This is a genomic window from Paenibacillus sp. ACRRY, from assembly GCF_022346995.1.
Lineage (GTDB): Bacteria > Bacillota > Bacilli > Paenibacillales > Paenibacillaceae > Paenibacillus.
The window spans coordinates 59,289-74,868 of sequence record NZ_JAKRNM010000007.1 but is presented as its reverse complement, the minus strand read 5'-3'; the positions used below and the strand labels follow the sequence as shown (position 1 = coordinate 74,868).

Sequence of the window (15,580 nt, the reverse complement as noted above, 5' to 3'; positions counted from 1 at the left end):
AGCCATTTTCGCAAAAAAGGTACAGCTCCTTTTTACAGTGCGTTCATATTTTGCTCCCTGCGTTTTAACAGTTCACGCGTAGAATGGGCCAGATAATCTTGTTCTCTCTAGAAGAATGAAAATGAGGGGTTGTCTTATGAACTGGATCATGAATAAAAAAAGAACCCTGTTTTTCAAAATATTTGTCAGCTTTTTGGCGATTATATCGCTGTTCTGCCTATTCTATATTCTGATTTATTATGTATTTAAAACGAGCCTTCAGGAGGAAATCGTTCAGAACAGTCATAACGAAACAAAGAACACAGCAGAACGCTTCTCGAATCACATGGAGCAAATTCAGATCATGCTGTTCCATGTGTACAACAATCAGGATCTCGTTGCCTTCAATCGGCAGCTCCAGAGAGTGGGCTTTCAACAGGCGGACTATTTAAAGGCCAAAAATGTAATGAAGGATATTCGGGGATATGTGTATAATTCGTTGTTTTTGCTGGAAGATATCATCGTCCATTTTCCCAATGAACGCTTGACGCTCGGTAAATCAGGAAGTGGCAGCTCGGACTACATGTTCAATACATCCTACCAAAGCGCCACCTATCCATTGGAACATTGGAATACACTCAGTTCGGAGCCCAGTACGTTCCTGATCTTGCCAACTGCCTCCTTTCAAATGAAGGCAGGTTCTCCCGAGAGCAGACTTTTGCTGCCGTATACGTTCAAAAACCCTGGCTCCGCTTATCAGATCATTGCCATGATTGATATACGGAAAGCCGTACAATCCTTTTTTGGTACCTTGGACGGACATACTTTGACCATTACAGATCAACAGAGCAACATCCTGTACCACTCGGGTTCCACTTCAGCAGAAGCAAGGATGCCTGTTTTTCAAGAAGGGGAGACAACACACAAGCAGAATGGGAGATATTATTTCAAAGCGGAGGCTGCTGATGGGCTTACCTATATCACATCACTGGCAGATACACGTATTACAGACCAGTTGCAGCGATTGACCGGTTATATGATTCTTATCTTTGTTTTTTCACTTTTGGCAGCCACGCTGGTATCCCTTTATCTAAGCCGACGTCTGCATACCCCGGTCAAAGATATGTTATCCTCGCTGTTAGACCGTACATCACTAAATGATGTCGGTGAATTCAGGCAGGGAGAGAGTCACATTTTGGAATATGATCTCATTCAGAGCAAAATTGGGGAGCTGAAAAAAGAAAAAGATACCATTGTGGCCAAACTTAATCGCCAGAATGCCATTCTAACCAACTACTCCTATATGAACCAGTTGAAGAACATCAATACGGATCTTAGTGAGTGGAGCGATTTTCTGGCAGATGGAGGAAGTTATCAGATTGTGTATTACGATATTCGTTTCCGAATATCAGAAAAAGGCACTATGCCTCTTGACAGGGAACGGGCGGTGCGTCACTTGCTGGATTACATTCATCTGCAAACGAAAGAGAAATTCCATGCCAATCACACGTTCCAAATGGAGAAAAACGAGATTGTCTCCGTATTGAAGGAAGCTCCAGCCTCACAGCTTCAAACGCTGTTAGTACAGCTTAAAGCAAGCCTTGATGAAGAAAAACATTATTATGTCGTGACTATCTGTACCCTTCCCGCTACGGATCAACCGACTAAATTCAATGAAACCTATCAGCAATTAAGAGACCTGGCTTCAGAAGCTCGCTTGCTGGACGAAACCCAACTAATCAGCGAGGCACGTTCCCTGCCCGATCTGAAACAGCCTCTGATGAAACGGGGCCGTGAGCTTAATCAGGCAATTCAAGCACTGGAAGAAGACGCCTGTATGGAATGGATTCATCACTCGTTGGCCTACTTCGTCAAGAAAGATGCCAGTGTTCTTCAATTCAGGCAATTGACTCTCTCTATAATGAGTCATATCGTTGAATTCATGGATCAGCAGCTGTCTTATAAAGCCTCTGGCGTACCAGTGAGCGAATGGGAAGATATGCTTCAGGATTGTCATACTCGGGAAGATTATGAGACTGTTTTCAAGTACATCGTTAGCTCTGTCATTACCAACATGCGTGACAGCATACATCCTGCACCCGAAGAACCTGCAATCGCCATGTTTTACGAAATCATCAACTCTCATTACATGGAGGATATTTCACTCGAATATTTGTCCGAGAAACTGAATTTGTCAACGACGTATCTGTCTGTATATATCAAAGATAAAACCGGTATCAACTTCAGTGAGCATTTGCAAAAAATTCGCATGCGCAAAGCCTGCGAATTGCTGGCTACAACAAACTGGACCATCAACGAAATCAGCGTCCGCGTCGGATATCAGAACATCACTTCTTTTAATCGCCTTTTCAAAAAGACAACTGGCATCTCGCCTGGTGTCTACCGAAAACAACATCTTATGGAAATCCATCAACAGCGGAAACATGTGGACTGATGTTTTCTGAGCAGTGAGCAGGACTAGACCTCCTGCCACGACAAAAAGACCTCTAACACGTAATTAGTACGAGACTAGTACGTGATAGAGGTCTTGATTCGTAATTTGTAGCAGATGTCTTAGAAATTGAAAGTCCTAACAATCCTTATCCGGTACCCCAGCTTCTTCTCTCGTACGGAAAGAAGATCCGCAGCCGCATGTCGCAACCGCATTCGGGTTATGGATGGTGAAACCGCCGGACATGCCGGATTCTTCAAAATCAATTTCAAGACCATTCAGATATTTCAGGTTTTCCTTCTCGACTACAACCTTCATATCTTGAATATCCATATAAATATCCTCATCGGATTCTTTATCATCGAAGCCCATGGCGTAAGAAAATCCGGTACAACCTCCCGGTGCTACGCCCAGACGTAGGAACATGTTAGGTGTCTCTTGCTGTGAAAGCATCTCTTTCAATCGATCGGCAGCTGTCTCGCTGATGCTAATCATGCCAGGTCACTCTCCTTTTCATTAACTCTTCTTTAAATTATACTCCACCCCGTCAAGAGGCTCAAGCCATGTTTATCCCTATTTCCGTGTACCTCCTCTGCTCCTTTTTCTTCCCAGTGTATTGAACCCCCGGGACACGAGGTTTATAATGGATAGGTGATCGCACTGAAATGTCAATATTTTGTCATGACTTATTCAAATGATGATCATATATGGAGTTGTAATTTTTTTCACATTTCGAGACTGCCACGCAGTCCCCAATGCATATAGAGTCATCAGACTCACTTTTAGATTTTACATCCATGATGCGAAGTACTTAAAAAAATTCAGCTTTACAATGCAGCATATGCTGCACCGGGTAATGGAGGGTTAGTCCTCTAAGGAGGCGGCAGATGACCGCATCTTTTTTATGTAGTTCTGTAAGCAAGTCCTACATTTAACTCAAGTCCGGTTAAGAACAGGAGGAAACAAAATGTCTACATTAGTAACACCGTTCACAGACAAAAGAATGGCGGAAATCGTTGAGAAAGTGCAGAACGGCGTAAGGCTGAGCGTAGAAGACGGCGTTTATCTGTATCAAACGGATGATTTGCTGACTCTCGGCCAACTGGCCAATGAGGCCAACCTGCGGAAGAACGGCAAGAAAGTGTATTTTATCGAAAACATGAGTCTTTACTTCACCAACGTTTGTGAAGCACACTGTGCTTTTTGTAATTTCCGCAAAGACCAGGGCGAAGAAGGCTCCTACACGTTGTCGGGAGAGGAAATGATTGAGTACGTAGAACAGCATATTCACCCAGGCGTACGCGAGTTCCATATTGTAGGCGGACATAACAACCATGTTCCTTTTCAATATTATGTCGATTCCCTGCGTGCTTTAAACGAAAAATATCCGGATGTTACTTTGAAGGCTTATACAGCAGCAGAGATTGATTTCTTCACTCGCATCAGCGGACTCAGCATTAAGGAAGTGCTGCAGGAACTGCAAAAAGCAGGCCTGAAATCACTGACGGGCGGCGGAGCAGAAATTCTGTCGGACGAATACCGTAAAAAAATGCGTGTCGACAAAGCAAACGTGGACCGCTATCTCGAGGTACACCGTACCGCTCATAATTTAGGCATGCGTACGCATACTACGATGCTGTATGGATCGATTGAGTCCTACGAGGATCGCGTGAACCACATGGCACAAATTCGCGAACTGCAGGATGAAACCAACGGTTTTATGGTATTTATTCCACTCTCCATGCAGCCTAAGAGCAAAAATGCCAGCATTATGCGCCGTAACTCGGCGTACGAGGATCTTAAAACCATTGCGATTAGCCGCCTTATGCTGGATAACATTGACCACATTAAAGCATACTTCATCAATATCGGCCCACAGCTGGCTCAAGTCGCTCTTGGATTCGGTGCTTCGGATGCACACGGCACCATCGTTCGCGAACGGATTAGTCATGCCGCAGGAGCCCTAACGCCTGAAGGCCTCACGCGCAAAGAGCTCATTTGGCTGATTAAGGGTGCTGGACGGATTCCCGTGGAACGCGACACCTTCTACAACGAAATTCAAGTATACGAATAAACCTGCTGCATCGTCTCGATAACATCTTTCATCCTCACAAGGAGAACGACCATTCGAATCGATGCATCAAGTTGGTATAATACCTCTAATTTTAAACTCCAAAATTTTCGATATAATAATTAAAATAAAACAACAGGAGCAGCTATGTGAAAGCATAGCTGCTCCACAGGTTACAGCCCCGATCATCCGGGACTGATGCAGAAAGGAAGCCGAGTCATGAAAAATTTCGTCATTCTCGGGGGCGGCTATGGCGGCCTCACGATCATCAAGGAACTTCTGGAAGGCAAAATACCGTCAGATACACAAATCGTGTTAGTTGACCGGAGCCCCTTTCAGGGATTGAAGACTGAATATTACGCACTCGCAGCAGGTACCGTATCCGACTATGACCTGCGCATCCAATTTCCAGTCCATGAGAAAGTCACTTACCGTTATGGTGAAGTCACTTCGATTGACTTGGAACAGCGTCAGATTGAATTTGAAGGCCAGGATCCTTTGGAGTATGACAAGCTTGTCATCGGACTTGGCTGTACAGACCGATTCCACAATACTCCAGGAGCTGAAGAATACAGCTGTACCATTCAAAGTTTTAGCAAAACGCGGGAAACCTACCTCCGTCTGAACGAAGTTAAAGCTTACGGACACGTGCATATTGTTGGTGGTGGGTTGAGCGGTGTCGAGATGGCTGCCGAACTGAGAGAGAGCAGACCAGATCTCAATATTAGTATTCTGGACCGTGGTGAGCGCGTATTGTCGGCATTCCCGCAACGATTATCCGCTTACGTGCATGAGTGGTTTAACGAACATCAGGTAGAGACACGCGGACATGTCGCCATCTCTCGTCTTGAGGGGAACGCCATCTATAACCGGGATGAAGAAATTCTGACGGATGCTGTAGTATGGACAGCTGGCATTCAGCCCGTTAAAGTCGTGCAGGATCTCGACGTTACAAAGGATCCTCAGGGCCGGGTTGTACTGAATGAATATTATCAAATTCCTGAATACACAGATGTTTATGTTGTCGGTGACTGTGCCAGTGTACCTTATGCACCAAGCGGTCAGGCTGCAGAAGTACAGGGTGAACAGATCGCTCATATTCAGCATGCCCTCTGGAAAGGCGAAAAGCCCAACCCGCAGCCGCTCAAGCTCCGTGGCACGCTAGGTGCACTCGGCAAGAAGGCTGGGTTTGGGCTGATGGGCAAAACGTCCATGATGGGACGTGTACCTCGTATCTTGAAAAGCGGCGTGCTCTGGATGTCCAAGCGTCATCTCGGTTAGTCGAGATCCAGCTCATCCCAGGCATCAGCTTCGGCAATTTTGGCCAGAATGGCGTTATATAAATCTTCCACTTTGTCCGTGATGACAACTTCACCATTGACCAGTGCAAAAGGGGTCATATAACATTGGCCACAGTTGCTGAGGCAGCCGTATTCTATCACATCATAGTCTGGATTTTCTTCGAGTTGCTCCATGACTTCATCTGTGCCAAAATGCATATTGTTGGCACAAAATTCAATAATCGGTCTCATGTAGGTTCACCTGCTTTGTTTGACCATTTTATTTTACGGCCAATTGTAATATAATATATAGAGGAAAGGAGTTGAAAAATATGAGCGAAAACGCACAAAGCACCATGTATGATGAGGTATCTGACGTGCTTGACAAACTTCGTCCGTTCCTGCAACGCGATGGCGGTGACGTGGAACTGGTCGACGTGGAGGACGGCATCGTTAAGCTGAAACTGGTCGGTGCCTGCGGCAGCTGCCCAAGCTCCACCATTACCTTAAAAGCCGGGATTGAACGCGCCCTTCTTGAAGAAGTTGACGGTGTCGAAGAAGTCGTACAAGTATTCTAATCAATCCTTCACGAAATAAACCTCAAGAGCCTTTCGCTTCCATTGAAGCGGAGGGCTCTTTTTTGTGCGTTTCCTATTGTCCCTCTTCACGCTGGATGGTTGGACGTATAGGATCGAGCCCGCCCGAAACATCCATAATGTTGCCTGTAATAAAATCGGAGTGATCCAGACATAAATACGTGATCACCCGTGCAATATCTTCACCGCTCCCAGGACGTCCTCTCGGCGTCTCCTGATCGGTTATGCCAGCTAATTCATCAATCGTTTTTTCCTTATTGGCCCCCCGGATATCACCGGGACACACCATATTCACTGTGATGCCGTAAGGTGCCTCCTCCACAGCAAGCGTCTTCGTAAAGGAAACCAGACCTACCTTCGCAGCAGCGTAAACCGCACGATGAGGCCAGGATCGCGCCTCCCCTGCATGGCTGAAACCAAAATGAATAATTCGGCCCCACTTTTTGCGTCTCATCTCCGGAAGCACTCGTTGGTCCAGAAGCATGGGTCCCAGCAGGTTCCCCTGTACCAACATCTGAATCTCAGCTTCCGTGTAGTCTGCAAACAATCGGCGTTCGCGAACAAAAGGTCCTGCGTTATTCACCAGTATATCAATACTGCCCAGTTCGACTTCAACCTGTTCTACCAACATGGCGATGTCTTCCGTTTTGGAAATGTCTGCTTGAATAGCAATGCACTGTACACCTTTTGCAGCGATCTGGGCCTGAAGTGCTTCGGCTTCGATTCGGCTGTGCACGTAATTCAAGGCAATATGACATCCCTGATCTGCCAGACGGAGGGCCGTCATTTTTCCAAGACCTTTGGCACTTCCTGTTATGAGGGCAATCTTCCCCTTCACGTCCATCCCCCTCTTCAAAGAGCAGTCACTCATCCAGTATAAAAGATTTATCAGCCCCTCACAACTTGCTCATCCCTTTATGTAATAAATTCCTTTTACTCCAAAAATGCCTTGAAGGAATACTCTTTCATATGTTAATGTCGATTAGGCTCAAGAATCAATATTGAGGGTTCAATAAAATACATATCGTTGAAAGGGTCCCGAAATGAAGAATAAAAACAGAGTTTATACCACCTTCATACTAGTATTATTGATTTTGCTAATGATTCCATTGATGAATCTTTCTACATCTTCAGTCTTCGCAGCAAGCGAAACCACCCCGTCTCCTTATGAATATGACTGGATTGATGGACCTGCTTCCGTTTCTTTGGATAATCAGGCAACTCTTCAAATATTCAAGGATCATTCATTTTTGGACAAAGCCAACACTCAGCGCTCTATGCTAAACAGTGGTTCCAAACCTAATGGGAACGAAATCGGAAGTTTGTACAGCAACAGTCAGCATGGATCATGGTATGTGGTGTTTGAGTACGTCAAAACAGGGCATATCCATGATCACGATCAGAACTTGGATGCTGAAGAATTATTAAGCAGTTACATCCGAGGCACAGAAGAAGAAAATAGGGAACTAGCTCCTGAAGATAAAATATCGGTTACAGGGTGGGAAATTGCACCAACATATGACCCTACCAAGCGCCAATTGGTTTACTCCCTTGGTTTCAAAGACGCTAATGAGCAAGCTATGGTCAATTACAATGTGAAATTCCTGACACGCGAAGGATATATTACTGCTATTCTCGTTACAGATCAGCCTAATTTTGAACAGAATCGTTTGGCATTTGAAGAAGTGGTTCTGAACCAGCTTAGCGTTAACCCAGGCAACACCTATGAAGATTATGATGAATCAACGGACAAAACATCTACCGTGGGACTCAAAAGCATCCTGGTCGGCGGGATCGGGTACACTGCCGGGCAAAAATTCAGCATTTTGCTTTTATTCAAAAAAGGGTGGTACGTAATCCTGGCTATCGTGGTTATCCTATTCTGTTGGCTGAAATTCAGGCGGAGGAAGCAGGGGAAAGATGATGATACATTATCCCCTAATGAAAAGTCCTACCTACAAGAAGCAGATGAGCAGCAATACGCCGATCAGAATGAGTTGTCCTATTATAATCGGAAGTCGGAGCAAACATCTCTTGAAAACAAACAGTAGGGATCATTTGTGCGCCTCAATCAATCCAAGAACAATAAAAAACCGAGTAACTCTCAGGCAGAGAGGCTCGGTTTTTTCGTATATCACTCAACTCAAATGGAGTAGATGGAATGGCGAGATTTAGAACGCAGGTTCAACTGCACCTTGATAACGTTCCTTGATGAAGGTTTTAACTGCTTCGGAATTCAGGGCAGCAGCCAGTTTCTTGATCGCATCTGCATCCTTGTTGTCTTCACGGGCAACGAGAATGTTGGCGTAAGGGTTGCCTTGCAGATCCTCGATAAGCAAAGAATCCTTCTCCGGATTCAGGTTAGCTTCAAGCGCATAGTTGGCATTAATGAATACCAGATCCGCTTCATCCAGTTGACGAGGCATCATGGCTGCATCAAGCTCAATAATATTCAGGTTTTTCGGATTAGCAGTAATATCCTGAATGGTGGATGCAATGTCCGTGTTGTCTTTCAGCGTAATGATTCCTTCTTTTGCAAGCAGCAGAAGTGCACGACCACCGTTTGATGGGTCATTTGGAATAGCTACTTTGGCGCCGTCTTGGAGTTCATCCAAGGATTTGATCTTTTTGGAGTATCCAGCAAAAGGCTCAACATGAACAGGGGTTACTGTAACGAGGTTAAAACCACGTTCTTTGTTTTCTGTATCCAGGTAAGGCTGGTGTTGGAAAAAGTTTGCATCCAATTGTTTATCGGCAAGCTGTTGGTTAGGCTGAACATAGTCGTTGAACGTTACAACCTGCAAACGAATGCCTTGAGCCTCCAGCTCAGGTTTGATGCTCTCCAGAATTTCAGCGTGCGGTGTAGGTGAAGCTCCCACTTTCAGTTCAACCGTACGTGGTGCGCCCGCTTCATTATCTGCGCCACTGTCGGAATCCTTGTTGTTTCCGCATGCAGCCAGTACCGCAATCAGCATCAAGCTTAGCAGTGCAAAAGACCATTTTTTCATGTGTAAAACCCCTTCTCCAATAAAGTTTTTTTGCATCTTTGCATTCATTCAGTACTGAATGGACGCAGTATGCTATATATGTGTTATTTCCGGGTGAACGATTTAACCAGTTGATCGCCAAACATTTGCAGAACTTGTACCAAAATGACCATAAATACCACAGCAACAAACATTATCTCAGTCTGATAGCGGTAGTACCCATAGTTAATCGCAAGCGTTCCAAGTCCACCGCCGCCGACCATGCCCGCCATGGCTGTATAGGATACCAGCGTTACAATTGTGATTGTAATTCCCGCGAGCAGACCAGGCAGCGCCTCAGGAAGCAGTACGCGTCTTACAATTTGTCCGGTGGATGCTCCCATGGCCTGAGCTGCCTCAATGACGCCACGGTCTACTTCACGCAGCGTTGTCTCAACCAACCTTGCGAAGTAGGGAGCAGCTGCGATCACGAGCGGCGGTATGACGCCAAGCACTCCAGTGGCTGTACCCACCAGTGAACGTGTAAACGGAATGAGGGCAACAATCAGAATGATAAATGGTACTGACCTCAGTATATTAACAATAATGGATAACACGGTGTAGATCGTACGTGACTGGATGGAAGCCGATCTTGCTGTCATGAATAGCAGCACACCCAGCGGCAATCCGATAATGATGGTGAACAAACCGGAAGCTCCCAGAATTTGCAGTGTTTCAATGGAGGCCTTGCCGATCTCTCCCCAACGTACAGTTGAAAAATCCATATTAACGAAGCACCTCCACATCAAGCCCTTGCTCTTTCAATTCCTGGACAGTCCGGCTGATCGCATCCGCATCGCCTTCAAACCGCACGGTCAACTGACCATAGGGGATCTGTTTGATCCTTGAGATCGTCCCTTGTAGAATGGCAAAGTCCACTCCGGTCTGACGAACGGTTCTGGACAGAATCGCTTCATACGTCTTCTCACCCAAAAACGAAATTTTGACCAATTGTGACCGACCATCCTGCTGTACTGTTGCACCGGCATGTGCCAATGCTGCTTCTTCCAAGAGAAGCTCAGACTCGTGATCACGCTGCATGAAGTCACGCGTGATGGCATGCTGTGGTTTAAGGAAGACATCCGTTACAGGGCCTTGTTCCACAATTCCCCCCTGATGAATGACAGCAACTTGATCACAAATACTCTGGATGACATGCATTTCATGCGTGATCAGAACAATCGTGAGATTGTATTTCTGATTAATGTCCAGCAGCAGCTTCAGAATCGAAGCTGTTGTCTGCGGGTCAAGGGCAGATGTTGCTTCGTCACACAGCAGAACGGCAGGGTCGCTGGCAAGTGCACGTGCGATGCCTACTCTTTGTTTCTGTCCACCTGACAGCTGTGCCGGATATTTGCTGCTATGATGCTCCAATCCAACGAGAGTTAGCATCTCCTTCACCTTGCGGTCAATCTCAGCCTTAGGTGTATTCACGAGCTTTAGTGGAAAAGCCACATTGTCATATACTGTAGCCGAGGATAACAGATTAAAGTGTTGAAATATCATGCCAATCTTGCGTCGCTGCTGCTGCAGCTCTGTCTTATGGAGATCGGTTAGGTTGACCCCATCTACCCATACCTCACCAGATGTGGGTCTTTCGAGCAGGTTGATACATCTGATCAATGTACTTTTCCCTGCACCGGAGTGTCCGATCACTCCGAATATTTCACCTTTGCCGATCTTTAGATCCAAATCGGCTAGGGCTGTCGTTTGTTTTGAACCTCTGCCATACGTCTTGGTTAATCCTTTTAATTCGATCAATATGACTTCTCCTTCCCACCGCCTACATGTATCTTTACCCGAATGAAAGGAAAATTCCCCTCTGACATATAAAAAAGAGCCCTTTTGCAGAAACAAAAAGGGCTCTTCACACGAAAGAATATACCTTCTCATCTGCCAAAATCGTGCTGTGCACCATTTTGTAGGAATTAGCACCTAACATCTATAAAGTATGACTGGTTGTCATGTCGTTTATAAATCGGTTGCCGGGCTTCATCGGGCCTGTCCCTCCGCCGCTCTCGATAAGAAATATTAAATTTATAAGTTCAGTGGTAAAATGTAAATGGTATGCATGTTAATGTCATGTAACGCTTAATTAGAAACTCAGTATAATCCAAGTATTCCGCTTTGTCAAAGGTAAATATTACACATTCATTTTGCCAGTTCTGACATGCCCTGCTTGTGCCACATTTTGTTGATGTAACCATAAGACGCTTTTAGCGTTTCGCAAACCATATCTACGCCCTGACGCAATTCTTCCAGGTGCTGATCCAGATCTTCGAGCTTCACTTTCCCCTGCAAGGTCTGATGAAGCTGCCACAGATCATCCTGCATCTCGGAATTCATGTAGTGAATCTCCATATTCCGTCGTTTGCGCAGTTTGCTCATCGGTTCCCGGTATGCATCCTTGATTTGGATTAATTCAACCGCAAGATCATTATGCATTTTCGAATAGCCAAACTGTCTCATCACGGTAAAATACGAAAAATGGGATTTTACTTTGGATGTGTTCAGATTAAATATTTCATTTAATACCGTGCCTGTCTTATCAAGAATCGCAAAACAACGAATGAACCCATCCTTGTAGAAGTACACGTATCGTGCGTACTCGGCCTTCTCCTCAATGGTCATATCATCGGTGGAGCCAGCCCTGACCTTCTGGCGGAAGTGTGAAGCAGCGAAGCATGCCTGCTCCAGCTCGTCCAGTGAGGAAATCAATCCCTGTGTCCATACGTACAGTTTGCGATAATCATGAGTCGGGTCCTGATTCAAATCCAGCTGTCGTTGTAAAAGTCCGAGCGTCTCCACCATGGATTCGATGGCTTCTTCCAATACGCCCTCATTCTGACGCGGCAATTCACCCAGCAACGTTCGCAGCATATACAGCCTCCTCTTTCCACTCTGCTGATCAATAAGATGATTTATAATATTAAACCTAATCGGAATCAGAGTAAACGTGTGGTCGCTGCTTACATTAGGGTGCCCTGACCCGCCTGACATCAAACAAAGCCCACCTGCCCAATGATGTGCATCATTGGATGGCGGACTTTGCATTGGAAACCATGAACGACTCCGTACAATTAAATGTTAAAAACGATCAGCTGGCCGATGAAGCTTGTACACCAGGAAACTCATGTAGGTTAGTATCCCGAATAATATGGCGATATCAAGCATGTGAGCCAGTGCCACGAACATGTACACTTCTGGACGGCTGATGGTGAGCATCATGCCAAAACCGATCAGTACTTGAAGCAGAATGAGCACTACAGAAACGACGCCCAACGCCCGAAGTTCCGTGTTATCCGGATGTTTCCGATATGCATAATGTCCCAAGATCGCAATCACAATAACAAGGGAAGCCGCGGCTACACGGTGAGCAAAAGCTACGGCCACGCCACCAGACAGTTCAGGTATAATCTGCCCGTTACAAAGCGGGAAGCCTGAGCAGCCCCCGGCTGAGTCGGTATGACTTACGAAAGCCCCTGTATATACCACAAGATACGTGTAGATGGTTGAGAACCATACCAGGTTGCGGAAGTTTTTGCTGACCCGCGGGTACTTGTTCAACCTTTCGAGACCACCATGACGAGCCTCCTGCCTAATACCGAGAGCCATCATCAGGGAACTGGCAAAGGCAATCAGGGCAAAACCGAAATGCAGCGCCATGACCGCCGATGATTGGGAGAAGACGACGGCAAAAGCCCCCATAATCCCCTGGATAATAACAAAGATCAACGTTAAGAATGAAAACAATTGCAGATCACGACGTGATTTGCCATATCGTAGGAATGCAACAAAAGAGGCAATGGAGAGCAATCCTGCCAATGCGCTGACCGCACGATGTGAATATTCAATCAGTGAGGCTACAGTATGTGCAGGAACGAGTTTACCGTTACATAAAGGCCACTCCGTGCCACACCCTAGTCCCGATTCCGTTTTGGTAACGACCCCACCGCCGAACGTAGCCAAGAACATAACAAGACAAGTTAATACGGTTAACCATTTAAACAAGGTTAAGTGCTTCAATTTTTTCTCACCCGCTGTTGGTTTAATATGGCGAAGAACGATCTCTCCGCTTGTTTCGATACTTTGACACTTATTTCACAACTAAATTCATTATACCGGATAAAAGTGTCATTGACGCCTCGCTTTGTGACAAAATGTTAACGTCTGTCGATAGAATGACCAACAAGTCACCTCTTTATATGTACCTTTTTATTGTCCCCCGAAAATGCAAAAATAAAAACGCCATTTCCTCTTTCAAGAGGAACGGCGCTAATTAGGTATCACAGGCGAATTCGCCCGGGCCTGCCTTTATTTATGAATCGTGTTGTACACTTCAACCGCACGCTGTAAAAATTGCTCAATCTCTTCTCTCGACTTGCGAAGTTTGTTCACGTAACGAACAAGTTCGCGGCCATCGGTGTATGCAACAAAACTTGGAATACCCAAAATATTTTGTTCCTCACTAACAGTGCCCACCTGATCCACATCAACCTCAATTAGCGTCAAATCGCGAGCAAATTTTTCCTCAACCTCAGGCATAAACGGATCAATGTACTTGCAGTCCCCACACCAATCTGCCTTAAATACCGCTACGGTTAGCCGAGGAGATTGAATGGCCACATCAAACGCAGGTTTGGATGTAATCTGTTCCATGACAACATCTTCCTTTCTGTACCTTGTCTTATCCTTAGTGAAGCAAATTGCCGAGTGGAAGTCAAATATTCAGCACATACTTATTATAAAACCAACCATGATGAAAGGATGGCAGGCGATGACTCCCACCAGAAACGATGCTGTATCCCGTGATTCGCTCTTTCGTATAGTTCGTTCCATTCCTGGAGCCGCCAGAGAAGTATGGCGCGGCAAACAGGCCGCTTGGCAGGCTTCGGCGCAGCTTCGTCATCCTTCGCGTGATTTGGCTTGGGAAGCTGAAATGGCTGAGGCGCTGAAGGGGGAAATTGAACGACTGTTACCCGATACGGAGACGGCTTCTGCCCGCCATGCCAAAAGCGCCCCATTATGTGAAGAGGATTGCATCATTCTGGAGGAAATCAAAACATTAACGGTGGAAAATAATCGAAGCAACATCACGCGTACAGCAGCCTATCTGACTTGTTATGACCAATATCCGGAACTGCATTGGGCCTTACTTGCCCATATGGTTTCCCGCAATGGTGGTTATCATATGACCGATCTGCAGAGCAACCTTATGCATAACCTGCAGAACCAGACGGATCGGGAACATATGTATCGGCTGCTTGAGCGCTGTAACGCGCTCATTTTCCAGGATGCCTATCCTCAGCTCTTGCTCTACATGAACAGCAGGCGCATCGGGCGAAGCTGCTTCCACCTGCTATCCCATTTTCACGTATCGGCGTTCATGACACCCATCTGGGAGCGCTTCTGGTTGGAACGATGCAGCTCCCTGCTTAGTGTGGCATTAATTATTAATGAGCAGAACTATATTGAGAGCCGGGTCGTACAGCATCCTTATTTTCAAAAAGAAGTCCTCTCCAAGCCTGCATTTCACCTTCACAACCTCGCTGGGCTTAATCATATAGTGTTTCCACTTGGACGCGGTAAAGGACTCGCCGGGAGGGTCATCGAACATTTTGGCAAGCTGGATGAGCGAATCATGTTTGGCAAAAGCCTGTACGCCATGCTGTTTGGCACCGAGCAGGTGTACAATCATGTGTTGGAGTTTGCCCGTTCGGTTCCTCACAGAGGCTCACGTGCCGAATATTGGCCGGGTTTATTCACAACGAGCCTGGAGGGAGCAGCAGATTCGAAATTCTATACTCAGGAACTGCTGGAACACGAATGGATGCCAGAAGGCGGACGATTATACAGTCCTGAGTTGCTCAGCGTATGGAAAGACACGCCGTATGAACCGATTACGAGACAGGACTGGCTTCAAAATCGGGATAGTCTTGGACACCTCAGTGCACCGCGTCGTCCCTGGTTATTTGAAATGAGCCATGAACACCGATATGGGATGCTCAAAACGGCCGTTACCCACGATGCCAAGGCATTGCTGCATTAAGTGACCTAGAGTACGGTTTTTCATGAATCGGCAGTCAGCTGTTCATCTTATATGATTCAAATAAAAAAAGCCCTGCCCGCTTAAGCAGCTGACAGAGCTTGTACTTATTTTAAAAAAGTTTGGCATC

Annotated in this window: 15 protein-coding genes and 1 riboswitch; of the genes, 6 read left to right on the top strand and 9 right to left on the bottom strand. The window is 45.9% G+C overall.

The genetic code is table 11. From position 1 onward, the window contains the following. Positions 1–148 precede the first annotated feature (148 nt). Positions 149–2,434: a helix-turn-helix domain-containing protein gene (locus MH144_RS21995; protein WP_239304162.1), complete on the top strand. Its 2,286-nt coding sequence runs from the start codon at positions 149–151 to the stop codon at positions 2,432–2,434. Positions 2,435–2,569: 135 nt separating this feature from the next. Here MH144_RS21995 and MH144_RS21990 read toward each other — a convergent pair whose 3' ends face one another. Then, complete coding sequence (locus MH144_RS21990) at positions 2,570–2,926, bottom strand: HesB/IscA family protein (RefSeq protein WP_239304160.1); 357 nt, start codon at positions 2,924–2,926, stop codon at positions 2,570–2,572. A 472-nt stretch (positions 2,927–3,398) separates the two neighbouring features. Here MH144_RS21990 and mqnE point away from each other — a divergent pair, with 472 nt between their 5' ends. Further along, positions 3,399–4,505: an aminofutalosine synthase MqnE gene (mqnE, locus tag MH144_RS21985; protein ID WP_239304158.1), complete on the top strand. Its 1,107-nt coding sequence runs from the start codon at positions 3,399–3,401 to the stop codon at positions 4,503–4,505. Positions 4,506–4,721: 216 nt separating this feature from the next. Continuing rightward, positions 4,722–5,783, top strand: coding sequence for an NAD(P)/FAD-dependent oxidoreductase (locus MH144_RS21980; RefSeq protein ID WP_095292109.1), 1,062 nt, complete (start codon positions 4,722–4,724; stop codon positions 5,781–5,783). Here the strand turns inward: MH144_RS21980 and MH144_RS21975 are convergent. Further along, positions 5,780–6,034: a YuzB family protein gene (locus MH144_RS21975; protein WP_095361258.1), complete on the bottom strand. Its 255-nt coding sequence runs from the start codon at positions 6,032–6,034 to the stop codon at positions 5,780–5,782. The genes MH144_RS21980 and MH144_RS21975 overlap by 4 nt on opposite strands. 80 nt (positions 6,035–6,114) lie before the next feature. On the opposite strand from MH144_RS21975, the gene MH144_RS21970 reads away from it, so the two are divergent. Continuing rightward, positions 6,115–6,360 (top strand): NifU family protein, encoded by a 246-nt coding sequence (locus tag MH144_RS21970; protein ID WP_062324083.1) that lies wholly within the window; start codon positions 6,115–6,117, stop codon positions 6,358–6,360. A 73-nt stretch (positions 6,361–6,433) separates the two neighbouring features. Here MH144_RS21970 and MH144_RS21965 read toward each other — a convergent pair whose 3' ends face one another. Beyond that, positions 6,434–7,216: an SDR family oxidoreductase gene (locus tag MH144_RS21965; RefSeq protein WP_239304156.1), complete on the bottom strand. Its 783-nt coding sequence runs from the start codon at positions 7,214–7,216 to the stop codon at positions 6,434–6,436. Between the two features lie 274 nt (positions 7,217–7,490). Between MH144_RS21965 and MH144_RS21960 the strand changes: the two genes are divergently transcribed. Further along, the gene (locus MH144_RS21960; protein ID WP_239304154.1) at positions 7,491–8,429 is read left to right on the top strand and encodes a DUF2167 domain-containing protein; all 939 of its coding nucleotides are present in this window, start codon (positions 7,491–7,493) and stop codon (positions 8,427–8,429) included. 120 nt (positions 8,430–8,549) lie between these two features. On the opposite strand, the gene MH144_RS21955 is transcribed toward MH144_RS21960, so the two are convergent. The 6 genes from MH144_RS21955 to MH144_RS21930 form a co-directional block, all read right to left on the bottom strand. Beyond that, positions 8,550–9,386, bottom strand: coding sequence for a MetQ/NlpA family ABC transporter substrate-binding protein (locus tag MH144_RS21955; RefSeq protein ID WP_239304152.1), 837 nt, complete (start codon positions 9,384–9,386; stop codon positions 8,550–8,552). An 83-nt stretch (positions 9,387–9,469) separates the two neighbouring features. Next, positions 9,470–10,129 carry a methionine ABC transporter permease gene (locus MH144_RS21950; protein WP_239304150.1) on the bottom strand — a complete coding sequence of 220 codons (660 nt, stop codon included), beginning with the start codon at positions 10,127–10,129 and terminating at the stop codon, positions 9,470–9,472. Between the two features lies 1 nt (position 10,130). Next, positions 10,131–11,165, bottom strand: coding sequence for a methionine ABC transporter ATP-binding protein (locus MH144_RS21945; RefSeq protein ID WP_239304148.1), 1,035 nt, complete (start codon positions 11,163–11,165; stop codon positions 10,131–10,133). A 125-nt stretch (positions 11,166–11,290) separates the two neighbouring features. Then, positions 11,291–11,432: riboswitch (SAM riboswitch) on the bottom strand. A 123-nt stretch (positions 11,433–11,555) separates the two neighbouring features. Further along, positions 11,556–12,284, bottom strand: coding sequence for a Cthe_2314 family HEPN domain-containing protein (locus MH144_RS21940; RefSeq protein ID WP_239304146.1), 729 nt, complete (start codon positions 12,282–12,284; stop codon positions 11,556–11,558). Positions 12,285–12,491: 207 nt separating this feature from the next. Beyond that, entirely contained in the window at positions 12,492–13,430 is a 939-nt protein-coding gene (locus MH144_RS21935; RefSeq protein ID WP_275440247.1) for a COX15/CtaA family protein, read from the bottom strand. Between the two features lie 288 nt (positions 13,431–13,718). After that, a complete protein-coding gene (locus MH144_RS21930) occupies positions 13,719–14,063 on the bottom strand; it encodes a thioredoxin family protein (protein ID WP_095292122.1) in 345 nt (114 codons plus the stop codon). Positions 14,064–14,181: 118 nt separating this feature from the next. Here MH144_RS21930 and MH144_RS21925 point away from each other — a divergent pair, with 118 nt between their 5' ends. Beyond that, the gene (locus MH144_RS21925) at positions 14,182–15,453 is read left to right on the top strand and encodes a DUF2515 family protein (RefSeq protein ID WP_239304142.1); all 1,272 of its coding nucleotides are present in this window, start codon (positions 14,182–14,184) and stop codon (positions 15,451–15,453) included. Positions 15,454–15,580: the final 127 nt, after the last annotated feature.